The sequence below is a fragment of the Bacteroides mucinivorans genome (assembly GCF_034654355.2).
Lineage (GTDB): Bacteria > Bacteroidota > Bacteroidia > Bacteroidales > Bacteroidaceae > Bacteroides > Bacteroides nordii.
Window position 1 is genome coordinate 406,234 of the sequence record NZ_CP178179.1, and the last position, 15,771, is coordinate 422,004.

Genomic DNA, 15,771 nt, shown 5'->3' on the forward strand with positions numbered 1-15,771 from the left:
TATTGTATATAAACCATTTAAATTTTTTTGCAATGAAAAACAGAACAAGTTATTGGACTACATTACTGTGTCTATTAGTAGCTTTGGGAGGTACTGCGCAAAACGTGCCGGGTTATGTACCGGGAGCGCCTTTGCCATGTCGTGCCCATGAACAGATTCAGCGTTATTTTGAGGAAAACCCGACTGCTTTAAAGAGACACAATCAACTACCGCAAACAAGAGTATCAACAGAGCGTCCCGACTCTTATGTGATCCCGGTAGTGTTTCACGTCTTTGGAGAGACTTTTAATGGGGCAAAGCTCAATGATGAGATAATAAAGGATGCTCTGAGAAAAACGAATGAAGATTTTCAGGGTATAACAGCAAATTCCGGTGATGATAATCCTGACTTTAACAAACTTCAGGCTAATATGAATATTACTTTCAAATTGGCCGAAAAGGGACCCGACGGAGAAGCGACTACCGGTATTCTGTATCATCGTCTTGAAAGTGGGTTCGGGAACTATTATGCACCCCGAATGGCACTGTATGCCTGGGACAACCATAAATATATGAATGTGTATGTGATGAATGATCTTTATGGTGATGGAGTGACCAATAATTCGGGCGTATCCTGGTATCCGGATGTAGAAATGATGGAAGAAAATCTGGCCCGTGTAGTATATAATGGTGCTTATATCGGAATGAATACGGATGAAAATTTCCGTCGGGTATTAACCCATGAATTCGGGCATTTCCTGAACTTGGCTCATACTTTCGATGACAATGGCGGACGTTGGCCCGACGGTTGTAAAGCAAATAAGGCAGGACAACCTAATCCGGGTGACTGGGTAGATGACACGCCTAAAGCAGATGTGGCTCTGATGGGAGCAGCTGACCGGAATTGTGAGAATGAATTGACCAACTGGACGAATTATATGAATTATTCCTATGTGCGTACGTCTATGTTCACAAAGGGTCAGATAGACCGGATGCTCGATGCGCTGGATCATCCGGCTCGTATAGAATTGTGGCAAAAAGAAACTGCCGACCAAGTCTTTTTTATAGAGGAAGCTACCAAACGCATCGCTTTGACCAGTCGTGGAGACATCCTGGAGGCACCTGCCAATGATGGAACTTTTGAGGGTACATTTGAGTTCACATTAATCAATGGAGTACTGGCTGATAAAGACTTTGTGTACGGTACTGATTTTGTTATTGATGGATTGCCGGAAGGATTGACTCCTAAGTTGCAGAAGAAAAGTAACACGGTACTTATTTTATCTTTCCAGGGTAAGGCAGTAGTAAACGACCGGAACATAGAATTAGCTGTAATTTTCAAGAATGGAATGTTAGAGAGTGGTGAGTTATATGATTGTAAATTGCCGTTGACGTTGGAATGTCGTCCCGATTATGGTATTAAGTATGTAGATTGTGAGGATATCAATATTTCATCTGCTCATGGTTGGGAGATTATTAAGTTAGATACAAAATATGAGAATTCTGAATTTGGGTTAATGTGGAACTCTAACCAGGGTAGTTATTACGGTAACCTGTATATCGAATCGTATGAGAAGAAGATGATGGGAGCCAGAACCAATCTGACTGTAGTTAATTATGGAGAAAAGATTGGTGATTCTTCTGATTGGACAACAGGTATTGGAGCTTATCCGAATCTGGGAACTTTAGTCTCTAAAGGCTATGCAAACTGGAAAGGAAAAATTGCATTTGTGGGTATTCAGTTTGAAGGAACTCTGGCTGGTGAGATATTATATGGCTGGCTGAGAATATCTGTAGCCGATGATGGTAATTCGTTCACCTTATTGGATTATGCCTTTAATGAAGCTCCGGGAAGTGCTATCATAGCGGGACAAAAGAGTGGGGACATGGGTAAATCGGAATTGATATTCGGTACTACTTCTGTGATGGAAAATGCAGAGTTGAATGACGGGACAATTACGCAAACTATAAATCTGGTTGTTATGGGAGATAATGCATTCAACCGGACAGGTATCTTGACCGAGGGAACGGATTATACATTGAATGTACCCCAGGGCCTGATTTCTCAATTGGAGGTTGTATCAGAGAAGCAAGCTGTTTTATCTTTCAAAGGAAAGTCCGAAAGCCATGAAGCAAAGGATATGGATGTAACCGAATTAACATTGAAGCCAACTGTATTCAACCATTCGGATATTGAAAATTTATCAGCGCAATTGAGCTTTGATTTTCTGAATCCATATCAGATTATAGTTGGAGATCTCGGGATAGGTGCCGGAGAAGAATATGGAAACTGGACTTATTTTTATGCTCCCGAAGATTTGGATAACGGCTATGGTGCCTGGGAATTTGGTGTAAAACATTTGAAACTGGAAACCTACCTTAAACCAATGGTTTGCCTGGAAAATACGAGGAATATTGCACCTTTGGCCGAAGGAACAGAGATTGGGGTTAAATCCAACTGGGTTACTCCCGGAGATTATCCCAATCAGCTGGATATTGCCACCAGCCAGTTTACCAGCTGGTATGGCCGTACTGCATATGCTGGTTTTGCTTTTGAGTATTTAGGTAATATGTTGTATGGCTGGTTTGAAATAACAGTAAGTGCTGATGGAGGCTATTACGTAGTCAACCGGTTTGCTTACAATGAAAAGCCGGGTGAACCTATTTTTGCCGGTAAGATTGATACAGGTGGAGGAAGTGCTATTCATAATCCGGGTCTTCAGGCTGTCTCTTTGTCTCCCAATCCTGTAAGTGATCTGTTACATATAACTGCTCCGGAGCGTACTCACATATCTGTTTATGGTATTAATGGAACAAAAGTATGGAGTGGCGTAATGACTACCGGACAAACAGATGTCTCAGTGTCGTATTGGGAAAAAGGTTTCTACTTTGTTCATTTGTCTAAGGACGGAGTGAATGTGGTACAAAAGATTATGGTAAAATAGAAAAGAAAGATAAAGAAAAGGCCAGCCGATAATTAATCAGCTGGCTTTTTTTTATTTTGAAGTATATTGCTGCAAGAGTTATATTATCTCGATTCCCTGTTCTTTACAGAGTTGCAGTCCCAGATCTTTTAATTTGAACTTCTGTATCTTTCCGCTACCTGTCATTGGAAATTCGTCGATAAAGAAGATGTATTTGGGTATCTTATAACGGGATATCTTGTTTTTGCAGAAGTCTCTTACATCTGATTCGTGCATCTTTACTCCTTCGCGGAGAATGATAAAGGCTCCTACAGCTTCTCCGTATTTCTTAGAGGGAATTCCTGCCACCTGTACATCTTTTATACCGTCTAACTTATAGAGGAATTCTTCTATTTCGCGTGGATAGATGTTCTCTCCTCCACGAATAATCATATCTTTAATACGGCCGGTAATACGGTAATTACCGTCTTCGTCTTTGATACCAAGATCACCCGAGTGCAGGAAGTTATTCTTATCAATCACTTCGGCCGTGGCCTGAGGATTTTTATAATATCCTTTCATTGTGTTATAACCCCGGTTACACATTTCACCTTGTACTCCTACCGGACATTCTTCTCCTGTTTCCGGATCGATTACTTTTACTTCGGTGAATTCAAAATCATGTCCCACTGTGTTACAACGAACGTCAAACGAGTCATCAATTCGTGTAGCCGTCATGCCGGGGGCTGCTTCTGTAAGTCCGTATACACTGGTTACTTTCATGTACATTTTCTCTTCCACCTGTTTCATTAATTCTACCGGACAGAGAGAACCTGCCATAATTCCGGTACGGAGGCTGGACATATCGAACATGTCGAACATCGGGTGGTTCAGTTCGGCAATGAACATAGTGGGAACTCCGTAAAGTGCCGTACAGCGTTCTTTATGAATAGATGCTAATACTACCAGTGGGTCGAAACGTTCTACCATTACTTGTGTACAGCCATGGGTGAGGCAGTTCATTGTGGCCAGCACCACACCGAAACAGTGGAATAACGGCACACAGCAACATAATTTGTCATCTGCTGTGAATTTCATATGCTCACCGGTGAGGTAACCATTGTTGGCAATATTATAATGGGTAAGCATTACTCCTTTAGGAAATCCGGTGGTTCCTGATGTATACTGCATGTTTACTACATCATGGCAGTCTACCTGGCTTTTCAACTGATTCAGCTTTTCGTCTTCCACATTATTTCCCAGTAACAGAATTTCGGCAGTGTTATACATGCCCCTGTGTTTTTCCTGGCCTACATATATCACATTTTTCATGTAGGGGAAACGTTCGCTCTTCAGATGTCCCCGTTCACAGGTTTTTAATTCAGGAAGCATGGTATAAGTCATCTGTACAAAATCGCTGTCTTTCTCTCCGTTGACAATACACAGTGTGTGCATATCGGAATTCTGGCAGAGATATTCCAATTCAGCCTGCTTATAATTGGTATTTACAGTTACGTAGACGGCACCTATCTTGGCGCAAGCGTATAGTAGCGTAAGCCAGTCGGGTACATTGGCAGCCCAGATTCCTACGTGTGTACCTCTTTCTACTCCGATGGCGATAAGACCTTTAGCCATATCGTCTACGCGACGGTCGAGTTGTTTCCATGTGAAACGCAGATTACGGTCGGAGTATACAATGTATTCTTTGTCGGGAGTTTCCTCAGCCCAATGTTCAAGCCATTGGCCGAGAGTTCGGTTGTATAATTGCATGATAAATGGTGATAAGTGTTGAGTGATAAGCGATTAGTGATTAGTGAGAAGAGATAAGTACGATGGATATGCGATACTTATCACTTCTCACTAATCGCTAATCACTAAATAGGTGTATAGATTACGGCCAGAATTTTTGCTGCCTTTCCTTCATAAGCATGTACGTGGTGCGGGACAATGGAGTCATAGTAAATGCTGTCACCTTCTTCAAGCAAATAACTGGCTTTACCATAACTGATTTCCATGATGCCTTCCATAACCATGATAAATTCTTCGCCTTCGTGAGAAGAGAGTACAAAGTCATTATCAGCGGTAGGAGCTACATCAATAATGAACGGCTCCATGTGGCGGTCGGCTTTAGACTTAGATAAAGAGTGATACTCCATGTGCTTGCGCGAATGAATGGCATTGTTGGAGAAGCTGATGGAATCTTTGGCTTCTTCCTTACGGCATACCACAGGACCTGTTTCGTCCTGATCGTCAAGGAATGTTCCCAAGCGTACTCCCAATACACGTGCTATCTTGATCAGTGGTGCAAGTGACGGAAGGTCGATATTCCCCTCGATGCGTTCTACTTGTTCTACTGCCAGGCCGGAGCGCTGTGCTAATTCTTCTATTGTAATCGATTTGTTTTCGCGGAGGGCTTTTATTTTTTCTCCGACAATCTTACTTGTATCCATATTGATAGTATTTATTGTCTATAAGGTTATAATTTAGAGCTATTAAGTTGCAAAAATAGCAAATTCTTTATAGCATCGCAATTATAAGTGTAGAAAATGTCAATTTACTGTTTCCTCTTGCGGGGACAAACTTCAATCAATCGTTTGGTTACTGGCATATACTTTCTGCCTCGGTGAAGGGTATTGTACGACATGTACATCTCGTGCAGTCCCAGATGTACATGTCGTACAGTCCCAGATGCACATGTCGTACTGTACGAGATGTACATGTCGTACAATGTTCTGTTACGACTTCTTTAAAGGCTGTCTACGGTATAGCGTACGAAGGGTTTAATGAAAGTTCGGGTAGGACAATAACTGAGGGAGGGCTAAAAAAAAGAAGTCGCTTCTTCTTCTCAGAGAAACGACTTCTTTTAATCTTGTTTGTAACAAGCGGATTACTTACGCAATCCAAGAGTTTTGATAATGGCACGATATCTTTCGATATCTTTTGCTTTCAAATAGTCGAGTAAGCGACGACGCTTACCTACCAACATTGTCAAAGCTCTTTCAGTACTATAATCTTTTCTGTTGAGCTTCATATGCTCAGTCAGATGGGAGATACGGTATGAAAACAAAGCTATCTGAGCCTCAGCTGAGCCAGTATCAGAGTTAGACTTTCCGTATTTTCCGAAGATTTCTTGCTTTTTAGCAGCATCTAAATACATAATTCTTAGTTTTTTGTAATATATAAACTTTACTTTTGAGCGTGCAAAGATAGCCATTATCTTTATATCCCACAACGTTTTGCAGGAAAAAAAATCTCTATAGGTCTTTTTTCTAATCCAATTTTCGTACCTTTGCCGGCAAATATTAGGTATTATATGCAAAACATTAGGAACATTGCAATTATTGCCCATGTTGACCATGGGAAAACGACGTTAGTCGATAAGATGCTTCTGGCCGGAAATTTGTTCCGCGACAATCAGACAAACGGTGAACTAATTCTGGATAACAATGACCTGGAACGTGAACGAGGTATAACGATTCTCTCTAAAAACGTTTCTATCACTTATAACGGAACTAAGATTAACATTATTGATACTCCGGGGCACAGTGACTTCGGTGGCGAAGTAGAACGTGTGCTCAATATGGCCGACGGATGTATTCTGTTGGTAGATGCTTTTGAAGGCCCGATGCCTCAAACTCGCTTCGTATTGCAAAAAGCATTGGAGATCGGTTTGAAGCCTATTGTGGTTATTAATAAAGTAGACAAACCCAACTGTCGTCCGGACGAGGTACATGAAATGGTATTTGACCTGATGTTCAGTCTTGATGCTACAGAAGAACAGCTTGATTTTCCAACTATCTATGGTTCGGCAAAGAATGGATGGATGAGTACCGATTGGCAGAAGCCTACAGATACTATTCTTCCGTTGTTGGATTGTATTATTGAGAATATTCCGGCTCCTACGCAATTGGACGGTACACCTCAGATGTTGATTACTTCATTGGACTATTCTTCTTATACAGGTCGTATCGCCGTAGGACGTGTACATCGTGGCGTGTTGAAGGAAGGCATGAATGTGTCATTGGCAAAAAGAGATGGCAGCTTTGTGAAATCGAAGATTAAAGAGGTACACGTATTTGAAGGACTGGGTCGTGTGAAAACGACGGAAGTAGAGTCCGGAGATATTTGTGCTTTGGTAGGTATTGATGGTTTTGAGATCGGTGATACGATCTGTGATTATGAAAATCCGGAAGCATTGCCGCCAATCGCTATTGACGAACCTACTATGAGTATGTTGTTTACTATCAACGATTCTCCCTTCTATGGTAAAGACGGTAAGTTTGTAACTTCACGTCATATACATGATCGGTTGATGAAGGAACTCGATAAAAACCTTGCCCTTCGCATTCGTAAGAGTGAAGAGGATGGTAAGTGGGTTGTTTCCGGTCGTGGTGTTCTTCACTTGTCTGTACTTATCGAAACGATGCGTCGTGAAGGATACGAGTTACAGGTAGGACAGCCGCAGGTTATCTATAAAGAGATAGATGGTGTAAAGTGCGAACCGATAGAGGAGTTGACCGTAAATGTCCCCGAAGAATATTCAAGTAAGATTATCGACATGGTAACCCGCCGTAAGGGGGAGATGACGATGATGGAAAGCAACGGTGAACGTGTAAATCTTGAATTTGATATGCCGTCACGTGGTATCATCGGTCTTCGTACCAATGTGTTGACTGCTTCTGCTGGTGAAGCTATTATGGCTCATCGCTTCAAAGAATATCAACCGTTCAAGGGTGAGATTGAACGTCGTACCAATGGTTCTATTATAGCCATGGAGGCCGGAACGGCATTTGCTTATGCAATTGACAAGTTACAAGATCGTGGAAAGTTCTTTATTTTCCCACAGGAAGAGGTGTATGCCGGACAGGTGGTAGGTGAACATTCTCACGAAAAAGATCTGGTGGTGAATGTAACTAAATCGAAAAAACTGACTAATACCCGTGCTTCCGGTACGGATGATAAAGCGAGGCTGATCCCTCCTGTACAATTCTCACTTGAGGAAGCTTTGGAGTATATCAAGGAAGATGAATATGTTGAAGTTACTCCGAAAGCAATGCGTATGCGTAAAGTCATTTTAGATGAAAACGAACGTAAACGTGCGAATAAAAATTAACGCTTTTGTAATATAGTAAGGAAAAGCCCGGCTGGAGTCATCTTGCCGGGCTTTATTTTGCTTGTAATTGCTCTTGGTATTACAATGCGGTAACATTGTGAAATTTTAAATATTGAGCGCTTGCTTAATTTTAAATATTGTATAACTTTGTGGAATAATAACTTAAAAACATTATGATATGAAAAAACTATTACTTTCGTTATTTATGGTGGTTGCAGCTGTGGCTACAAGTTTTGCAACGGAGACTGTATTTGATTTAACCAAACCGGAATTATTTGGTTATGCAGTACCTGCATCAGGCCAAGGTACTAATCTTGCAGATGGTAATTTGGCTGCAGGTAATATTGTAATTGCCTCAAAAAAAGTGGCTAATAGTGATACTCGTTTTTGGGGAGTTGCTGCAGGAGTTGAAGGAATTCGCGGATATGCAACATCTACTTTGACTTTTTCTACTACAAATGGTGAAGTGATTACCGAGATTAAATTTGCAGGTGGTGCTATCTCTGCTACTATGTTGACTTTTGATACAGGTACTTATGATAGTCCATTATGGACAGGTTCTGCTAATGAAGTAGTATTGACTTTTGGAGGTACTGCTAAAATTAACTCAATTACTGTTACGACAGCTTCTGCATCGGCAGTTCAGGCCCCTAAGTTCTCTCCGGCTGGTGGAACTTATTACACAACTCAAGAAGTAACTCTTTCTTGTGGAACCGATGGTGCTATTATTCATTACACTACTAACGGTGATGAACCAACAATGGCTTCTGCGACTCATGCTGATCCTATTAAAGTTGAAACTACTACAACAATTAAAGCAATAGCGATTAAGGGTGGTGACAAGAGCGATATTGTTTCGGCTGTTTATACAATTTCGGAACCCATTGCTGTTGCTAATATAGGGGAGTTTGCCGGGCAATCTAAGGATGCTGTTGTTAAGTTTACGAATCCGGTGAATGTTATCTATCAGAATGGTTTGTATCTGTTCGTTCAGGATGCTACTGGAGCAATGCAGGTTTATGGTAATGTTGGCCAAACATATAAGAGTGGTGATGTGATTCCGGCAGGATTTATGGGTACAGTTGGTGAATATGGTGGTCTTAAACAATTAGCTCCTATGGCAGATACTTTTGTTGCAGGTACTTCTGGTGCAGCTATAACCCTGGATATTATTGCAACTGACGGAGTTGTTGAAGCTTTGGTTAACAAGTTGGTAAAAGTAGGAGGTGTGACCATTACTCTTGATGATGGTAAGACAAAGAATTATACTATTACTGATGCTAAAGGTACTGCAGCAGTTTATGATCGTTTTACCGGTGTTGTAATACCAAAAGATGAAAAGAAATATGATGTTACTGCTATTGTAAACATATATAATGGAACTGTCCAGCTTTTCCCGACGGAAATTACTGAATCCCAAAACGTAGGTATTGCCGATACAGAAGGTGATAACACTGTTGCAACCGTCTTTGCCGGTGATAAAGCTATCAAGATTGATGCAGCCGAAAGTGCTCAGGTTCTTGTTGTTAATACTGTCGGTCAGGTGGTGGCAAGCAAAATAATTGCTGCTGGTGCTAATACAGTTGAGGTACCTGCTGGTCTTTATCTTGTTAAAGTAAATAATGCTGTAACTAAGGTGATCATTAAGTAACTTTGATTATTAAGATATGAAAAAAGGAAAGTGTATGTACGACAATGAGTCGGTATACACTTTCCTTTTTAGTTTTATCAGTAAATACTTTGTGCTATTAATTTCCTGCCTGCCAGGGAAGGTCGGTTATCGGATAATTTTTCAGTTCACCTTCATCAGCCATTTTTATACTTAGGTCGGTGTCAATACCCATTTAGGAGAATCATCCAGTTGAACTTTCAGTTTGTAGTTCTTGCATAGACCATTTGCTACGAATTTTGTAGCAAAGTAACGTCGGTATAGTTCTAATTTATTATTCGTATATGCGTTAAGAGTAAGAAACAAAAAAAGCGATTCCCAAAAGGGGATCGCTTTTATAATTATAATCAGTTTTTGAACTTTCGTTCGAAACGATTTGCTTTATCTTACAATTTCGGACCAGCAGCAACCAATGCTTTACCAGCTTCGTTACCTTCGAATTTAGCGAAGTTCTTGATGAAGCGAGCAGACAGGTCTTTTGCTTTTTCTTCCCATTTGCAAGCACATTCGTAAGTGTCGCGTGGGTCAAGAATTTTAGGATCAACTCCCGGAAGTTCTGTAGGAACAACAAAGTCGAAGAAAGGAATAACCTTAGTAGGAGCTTTGTCGATAGAACCGTCAAGGATAGCATCGATGATACCACGAGTATCTTTGATAGAAATACGTTTGCCAGAACCGTTCCAACCTGTGTTAACCAAGTAAGCCTTAGCGCCAGATTTTTCCATCTTCTTCACCAGTTCTTCAGCATATTTTGTTGGGTGCAATGACAAGAAAGCAGCACCGAAACAAGCAGAGAATGTAGGAGTCGGTTCAGTGATACCACGTTCTGTACCTGCCAATTTAGCTGTAAATCCAGACAAGAAGTAATATTTAGTTTGCTCAGCGTTCAGGATAGATACCGGAGGCAATACACCGAATGCGTCAGCTGACAAGAAGATAACTTGTTTTGCAGCCGGGCCTTTAGATACCGGTTTAACGATGTTTTCGATGTGATAGATCGGGTAAGAAACACGAGTGTTTTCTGTAACTGACTTATCAGCGAAATCGATTTTACCGTTAGCATCAACAGTAACGTTTTCAAGAAGAGCATCACGTTTGATGGCATTGTAGATATCCGGTTCGCTGTCTTTATCCAAGTTGATAACCTTAGCGTAGCAACCACCTTCGAAGTTGAATACACCTTCGTCGTCCCATCCGTGTTCGTCGTCACCAATCAACAGACGTTTCGGGTCAGTAGACAAAGTTGTTTTACCTGTACCGGACAGACCGAAGAAAATAGCTGTGCTTTTGCCTTCTTTGTCTGTGTTAGCAGAGCAGTGCATAGAAGCCATACCGTTCAATGGGAGCAAGTAGTTCATGTAAGAGAACATACCTTTCTTCATTTCACCACCGTACCAGGTGTTCAGGATAACCTGAATCTTTTCTGTAAGGTTGAATACAACTGCAGTTTCTGAGTTCAGACCCAGTTCTTTGTAGTTTTCAACTTTAGCCTTAGAAGCGTTCATGATAACGAAATCAGGTTCACCGAAGTTAGCCAGTTCTTCAGCTGTCGGACGGATGAACATGTTTGTTACGAAATGAGCCTGCCAAGCAACTTCCATGATGAAACGCAGTTTCAGACGAGAGTTAGGGTTAGCACCGCAGAATGCATCAACAACAAACAATCTTTTGTTAGAAAGTTCTTTAGTTGCCAATTCTTTAACGGCTTTCCAGCATTTTTCATCTACTGGTTTGTTATCGTTTTTGTATTCGTCAGAAGTCCACCATACTGTGTTTTCGCTGGTAGCATCTTTAACGAAGAATTTATCTTTAGGAGAACGACCTGTGTATACACCTGTCATTACGTTTACAGCACCCAGTTCTGTTTTCTGGCCTTTTTCAAAACCTTCCAAACCCGGTTTGGTTTCTTCAGCGAACAATACATCGTAAGACGGGTTGTGTAAAATCTCTGTTACACCTGTAATACCGTACTTGCTTAAATCTAAATTTGCCATTTTCTTTTGAATTAATTTAAATTGGTATTTTGTTTTATTATCTCATTCTGGCATTTAAGGGAAAGGATGTTTTTAAACATCTCCTTGTAAATCGGCTACAAAAGTAGTATTTTCTTTGGAAAGAAATAACGTATTAGAGAAATTTTTCCCTAATCGAATCTCTTTTATATATTACTAACAATATCTGCTAACTGAATGTTGCAATTTGAAAGATTATCATTTACTTTGCATCGTATAAATTCTGAATAAATAAAGGCTAATAAAATGAAGATAATTGATTTTAGTGAAACAAATTCTATTCTGAATCAGTATGTATCAGAAATAAGGAATATAGAAGTTCAAAATGACCGTCTGCGTTTTCGTCGTAACATTGAGCGGATAGGTGAGATTATGGCTTATGAAATGAGTAAGACGTTTGCTTATTCTGTAAAGGAGATTCAGACTCCTTTGGGGATTTCACCGGTCAGTACACCGGATAGTCAGTTGGTAATCAGTACTATTCTTCGTGCCGGGTTGCCATTTCACCAGGGCTTTCTGAGCTATTTTGACTATGCAGAAAATGCCTTCGTTTCGGCATATCGTAAGTATAAGGATACATTGAAATTTGATATACATATTGAGTATATTGCTTCACCACGTATCGATGGAAAAACTTTGATAATTACTGATCCGATGCTTGCGACGGGAAGCAGTATGGAGCTTAGTTATCAGGCTATGCTTACTAAAGGGCATCCGGCAGAAATTCATGTAGCTTCTATTATTGCCAGCAGGCAGGCGGTGGAACATATTGCTTCGATATTTCCGGAAGATAAAACGACTATTTGGTGTGCAGCTATTGATCCGGAGATTAACGAGCATTCGTATATTGTTCCGGGATTAGGTGATGCCGGTGATCTGGCTTACGGAGAAAAAGAATAGGAGAGCTGTGAATCATTATTCTTCTCAATATATATGAAACAACTTTCTCAATGCATATGAAACAGTGTTCTCAATGTATTGAGAATTTTTTCTCAAAGCTTTGAGAAAAGACTCTCAAAGGGTTGAAACAGATAGACCCTCTAAAGCCAATAAGAAGTATATAAAGCAGAGGATGTTTATATAGAATGCTGAAGGGGTGATAAGAAAAAAGAGGTCGCACTGTAACCGTCTTAGGTAAGTGCAACCTCTTTTCTGTTTGTATATAGTAATTATTTTACTTCCCAGGTATCGTTGGTCATAAGTAGTTCGTTGAAATTGTGATATTTCTTCTTACCTTTTACTTCCTCGATCTGCTCTACTACGGCATCATTGTAAGTAGGAGCTTCCACATCGCGAATTACACCTAAAGCAATCGGGAACTCGGGACCTTCCATCAGTGCAAGTTTCAGTTGCAGTGTGTTGTCTGCGCAGTGGGCATCGTGTATCAGAATATCTTTCTCTGTGATACCATTTTCTCCCAGCTTTACTACTTTCAATCCGAAACCTTGCTGCATTAACCCAAACTCTTTGTTTTCACCAAAGATCATCGGTTTGCCGTGCTCCAGATAGATTGCATTTTTAGCGCGTCCTTCTTTGGTAGCAACGCTCTCGTGGGTACCGTCGTTGAAGATAACGCAGTTTTGCAGTACTTCTACGACAGAAGCGCCTTTATGGTTGGCTGCTGCTTTCAGTACCTCTACAGAAGCGGCACCATCAACAGCTATACAACGGGCAAAGAAGCGTCCACGTGCTCCAAAACAAAGCTCTGCAGGGTGGAAAGGATCTTCTACTGTTCCGTAAGGAGATGATTTACTGACAAATCCACGTTCCGAAGTCGGAGAATATTGCCCTTTAGTCAGTCCATAAATACGATTGTTTAGCAGAATCATATTCAGGTCTATATTACGACGAACGGCGTGGATAAAATGATTACCACCGATAGCCAGTCCGTCACCATCACCGGATATCTGCCAGATAGTCAAGTCGGGATTAGCAACTTTGGCACCTGTAGCTACGGCAGCAGCACGTCCATGGATGGTGTGGAAGCCGTAGGTGTTTACGTAATAAGGCAGACGGGAGGAGCAGCCGATACCGGAGATTACTGCGATATTGTGCGGAGCAACTCCCAGGTCGGCCATTGCTTTATGCAGAGAGTTCAGGAAAGCATGGTCACCACATCCCGGGCACCAACGGGGCTGACCTGATTTATAATCTTTTGCTGTATATACTGTTTCGCTCATCTCTTATTCCTCCAATAATTTAGTGAATGCATCTACAAGTTCTCTCGTAACGAAAGGTTGCCCCTTCACCTGGTTGAATTGGCTGACATTCAGTCCGGGCACTTTCATTCGCAGGTATCCGGCAAATTGCCCCAGGTTCTGTTCGGCTACTATAATCTTTTTGTATTTCTTCAGTACGTCGGCTGTGTTCTTGGGTAACGGATTGATGTACTGGAAATGAGCAAGGGCTACTTTCTTACCGTTCTTACGCATATGTTCTACAGCCGAATAGAGATGTCCGTATGTTCCACCCCATCCTACTACCAGTAGGTCAGCATCTGCATCACCTTGTACTTCGAGTTCAGGAATACTATCGGCAATCTTATCTACTTTGGCTTGGCGTAACAACGTCATCTTATGGTGATTCTCAGGTTCAGTAGAGATCACTCCTGTTTCGTTGCTTTTTTCCAGTCCGCCGATACGGTGCATAAATCCTTCTGTTCCCGGAACAGCCCAGTAACGTGTACCGGTCTTCTCGTTGCGTTGGAACGGAGTCCATGTTTCCGCCATGTCCGGAGTGACGTATGGAGGATTAATAGCCGGGTATTCTTCCAGATTAGGTAACTTCCAGGCAGCAGAACCATTGGCGATGAAAGCATCAGTCAGCAATACTACCGGAGTCATGTGTTCCAGGGCTATCTTGGCTGCCATATAAGCAGCATCAAAGCAATTGGTAGGTGAAATAGCGGCAATAACAGGCATCGGGCTTTCGCCATTACGGCCGTAAAGCGCTTGTAACAGGTCGGTTTGTTCCGATTTAGTAGGAAGCCCAGTCGAAGGGCCGCCACGTTGTACATTGACTATTACCAACGGAAGTTCGGCAATGACAGCGAGGTTCATCGCTTCGCTTTTTAAGCATACACCCGGTCCGGAAGTAGTAGTAACAGCGAGGTCGCCTGCAAAAGCAGCTCCTACGGCTGAAGCACATCCGGCAATTTCGTCTTCACACTGTACTGTTTTTACACCCAGTGATTTATGTTTTGAAAGCTCGTGTAGAATGTCTGTAGCCGGAGTAATAGGATAAGAACCCAGGTAGAGTTCCAGTCCTGCTTTCTCAGCAGCGGCAATCAGACCATATGAAGTGGCTTTGTTACCATTAATATCGGTATAGAGTCCTTTTGCTTTCGGACTTTTACTTTCTATTTTATAAGTAGAGGTAGAAGCATGGGTATTGGCGCCGTAATTATAACCGTCGTTCAATACTTTTATATTTGCTGTGGCAATCTCGGGCTTTTTAGCAAACTTCTGGCGAAGCATGTTTTCTGCAGCTTCGAGGTTACGGTTGAAGAGCCAGCAAACCAGTCCCAGTGCAAACATGTTTTTGCAACGGAGTATAGCTTTGTTATCCAGTCCGGAATCTTTCAGACTCTCTTTGCACATAGATGAAATAGGTACTTCAAGTACTTCTTGCTTAACACCTAATTCTTCAAACGGGTTATCTGTTGTGAATTTTGCTTTTTCCAGATCTTTTGCTCCAAAAGAATCGGAATCAGTGATGATCAATCCTTGCGGTTTACAGAACTTAATCTGTGTTTTCAGTGCTGCGGGGTTCATTGCAACCAATACGTTGCAGCGGTCGCCCGGAGTAAATATCTTACTTGCTCCAATATGTACCTGGAAGCCGGATACACCCGTTAATGACCCTTGCGGGGCACGGATATCTGCCGGATAGTCAGGGAATGTACAGATGTCATTTCCTACTGTTGCCGACACGTTCGAGAAGATGTTGCCGGCCAATTGCATACCGTCGCCGGAATCGCCGGAGAAGCGCACTACCACTTGCTCCAATTCTTTAACCATCATTTCGTCTGCCATAATTTTACTTACTATATTTAATTTTAGGATCGACTTTCTTCGTTTTGCATAAATATAACCC

At 41.5% G+C, this 15,771-nt stretch carries 10 protein-coding genes; 4 read left to right on the forward strand and 6 right to left on the reverse strand.

The window, feature by feature from the left end; all coding sequences use genetic code 11:
* Positions 1-32 precede the first annotated feature (32 nt).
* Positions 33-2,924 (forward strand): M43 family zinc metalloprotease, encoded by a 2,892-nt coding sequence (locus VCM39_RS01330; protein WP_322932440.1) that lies wholly within the window; start codon positions 33-35, stop codon positions 2,922-2,924.
* A 78-nt stretch (positions 2,925-3,002) separates the two neighbouring features.
* On the opposite strand, the gene VCM39_RS01335 is transcribed toward VCM39_RS01330, so the two are convergent.
* The 3 genes from VCM39_RS01335 to rpsO all read right to left on the reverse strand — a co-directional run bounded on the left by VCM39_RS01335 (position 3,003) and on the right by rpsO (position 6,039).
* Positions 3,003-4,652, reverse strand: a complete 1,650-nt coding sequence (locus VCM39_RS01335) for an AMP-binding protein (protein ID WP_221649107.1) — start codon at positions 4,650-4,652, stop codon at positions 3,003-3,005.
* Positions 4,653-4,756: 104 nt separating this feature from the next.
* Entirely contained in the window at positions 4,757-5,332 is a 576-nt protein-coding gene (locus VCM39_RS01340; RefSeq protein ID WP_002558243.1) for a helix-turn-helix domain-containing protein, read from the reverse strand.
* 437 nt (positions 5,333-5,769) lie between these two features.
* Positions 5,770-6,039: a 30S ribosomal protein S15 gene (gene rpsO, locus VCM39_RS01345; protein WP_002558242.1), complete on the reverse strand. Its 270-nt coding sequence runs from the start codon at positions 6,037-6,039 to the stop codon at positions 5,770-5,772.
* Positions 6,040-6,195: 156 nt separating this feature from the next.
* On the opposite strand from rpsO, the gene typA reads away from it, so the two are divergent.
* Both typA and VCM39_RS01355 read left to right on the forward strand, forming a co-directional pair.
* A complete protein-coding gene (gene typA / locus VCM39_RS01350; RefSeq protein ID WP_221649108.1) occupies positions 6,196-7,995 on the forward strand; it encodes a translational GTPase TypA in 1,800 nt (599 codons plus the stop codon).
* A gap of 178 nt (positions 7,996-8,173) precedes the next feature.
* Complete coding sequence (locus VCM39_RS01355; protein ID WP_322932441.1) at positions 8,174-9,646, forward strand: chitobiase/beta-hexosaminidase C-terminal domain-containing protein; 1,473 nt, start codon at positions 8,174-8,176, stop codon at positions 9,644-9,646.
* A gap of 404 nt (positions 9,647-10,050) precedes the next feature.
* Here the strand turns inward: VCM39_RS01355 and pckA are convergent, their stop codons facing one another.
* Complete coding sequence (pckA, locus tag VCM39_RS01360; protein WP_221649110.1) at positions 10,051-11,658, reverse strand: phosphoenolpyruvate carboxykinase (ATP); 1,608 nt, start codon at positions 11,656-11,658, stop codon at positions 10,051-10,053.
* Positions 11,659-11,922: 264 nt separating this feature from the next.
* Between pckA and upp the strand changes: the two genes are divergently transcribed.
* The gene (gene upp / locus VCM39_RS01365) at positions 11,923-12,576 is read left to right on the forward strand and encodes a uracil phosphoribosyltransferase (RefSeq protein ID WP_025867053.1); all 654 of its coding nucleotides are present in this window, start codon (positions 11,923-11,925) and stop codon (positions 12,574-12,576) included.
* Positions 12,577-12,845: 269 nt separating this feature from the next.
* On the opposite strand, the gene VCM39_RS01370 is transcribed toward upp, so the two are convergent.
* Positions 12,846-13,856 (reverse strand): 2-oxoacid:ferredoxin oxidoreductase subunit beta, encoded by a 1,011-nt coding sequence (locus tag VCM39_RS01370; protein ID WP_025867052.1) that lies wholly within the window; start codon positions 13,854-13,856, stop codon positions 12,846-12,848.
* A gap of 3 nt (positions 13,857-13,859) precedes the next feature.
* Entirely contained in the window at positions 13,860-15,710 is a 1,851-nt protein-coding gene (locus tag VCM39_RS01375) for a 2-oxoacid:acceptor oxidoreductase subunit alpha (protein ID WP_195350561.1), read from the reverse strand.
* Positions 15,711-15,771 lie beyond the last annotated feature (61 nt).

Excerpts from the sequence above, each read along its gene's own strand:
- VCM39_RS01330 (WP_322932440.1), top strand. The coding sequence starts at position 33 with ATGAAAAACAGAACAAGTTATTGGACTACATTACTGTGTCTATTAGTA.
- VCM39_RS01335 (WP_221649107.1), bottom strand. The coding sequence starts at position 4,652 with ATGCAATTATACAACCGAACTCTCGGCCAATGGCTTGAACATTGGGCT.
- VCM39_RS01340 (WP_002558243.1), bottom strand. The coding sequence starts at position 5,332 with ATGGATACAAGTAAGATTGTCGGAGAAAAAATAAAAGCCCTCCGCGAA.
- rpsO (WP_002558242.1), bottom strand. The coding sequence starts at position 6,039 with ATGTATTTAGATGCTGCTAAAAAGCAAGAAATCTTCGGAAAATACGGA.
- typA (WP_221649108.1), top strand. The coding sequence starts at position 6,196 with ATGCAAAACATTAGGAACATTGCAATTATTGCCCATGTTGACCATGGG.
- VCM39_RS01355 (WP_322932441.1), top strand. The coding sequence starts at position 8,174 with ATGAAAAAACTATTACTTTCGTTATTTATGGTGGTTGCAGCTGTGGCT.
- pckA (WP_221649110.1), bottom strand. The coding sequence starts at position 11,658 with ATGGCAAATTTAGATTTAAGCAAGTACGGTATTACAGGTGTAACAGAG.
- upp (WP_025867053.1), top strand. The coding sequence starts at position 11,923 with ATGAAGATAATTGATTTTAGTGAAACAAATTCTATTCTGAATCAGTAT.
- VCM39_RS01370 (WP_025867052.1), bottom strand. The coding sequence starts at position 13,856 with ATGAGCGAAACAGTATATACAGCAAAAGATTATAAATCAGGTCAGCCC.
- VCM39_RS01375 (WP_195350561.1), bottom strand. The coding sequence starts at position 15,710 with ATGGCAGACGAAATGATGGTTAAAGAATTGGAGCAAGTGGTAGTGCGC.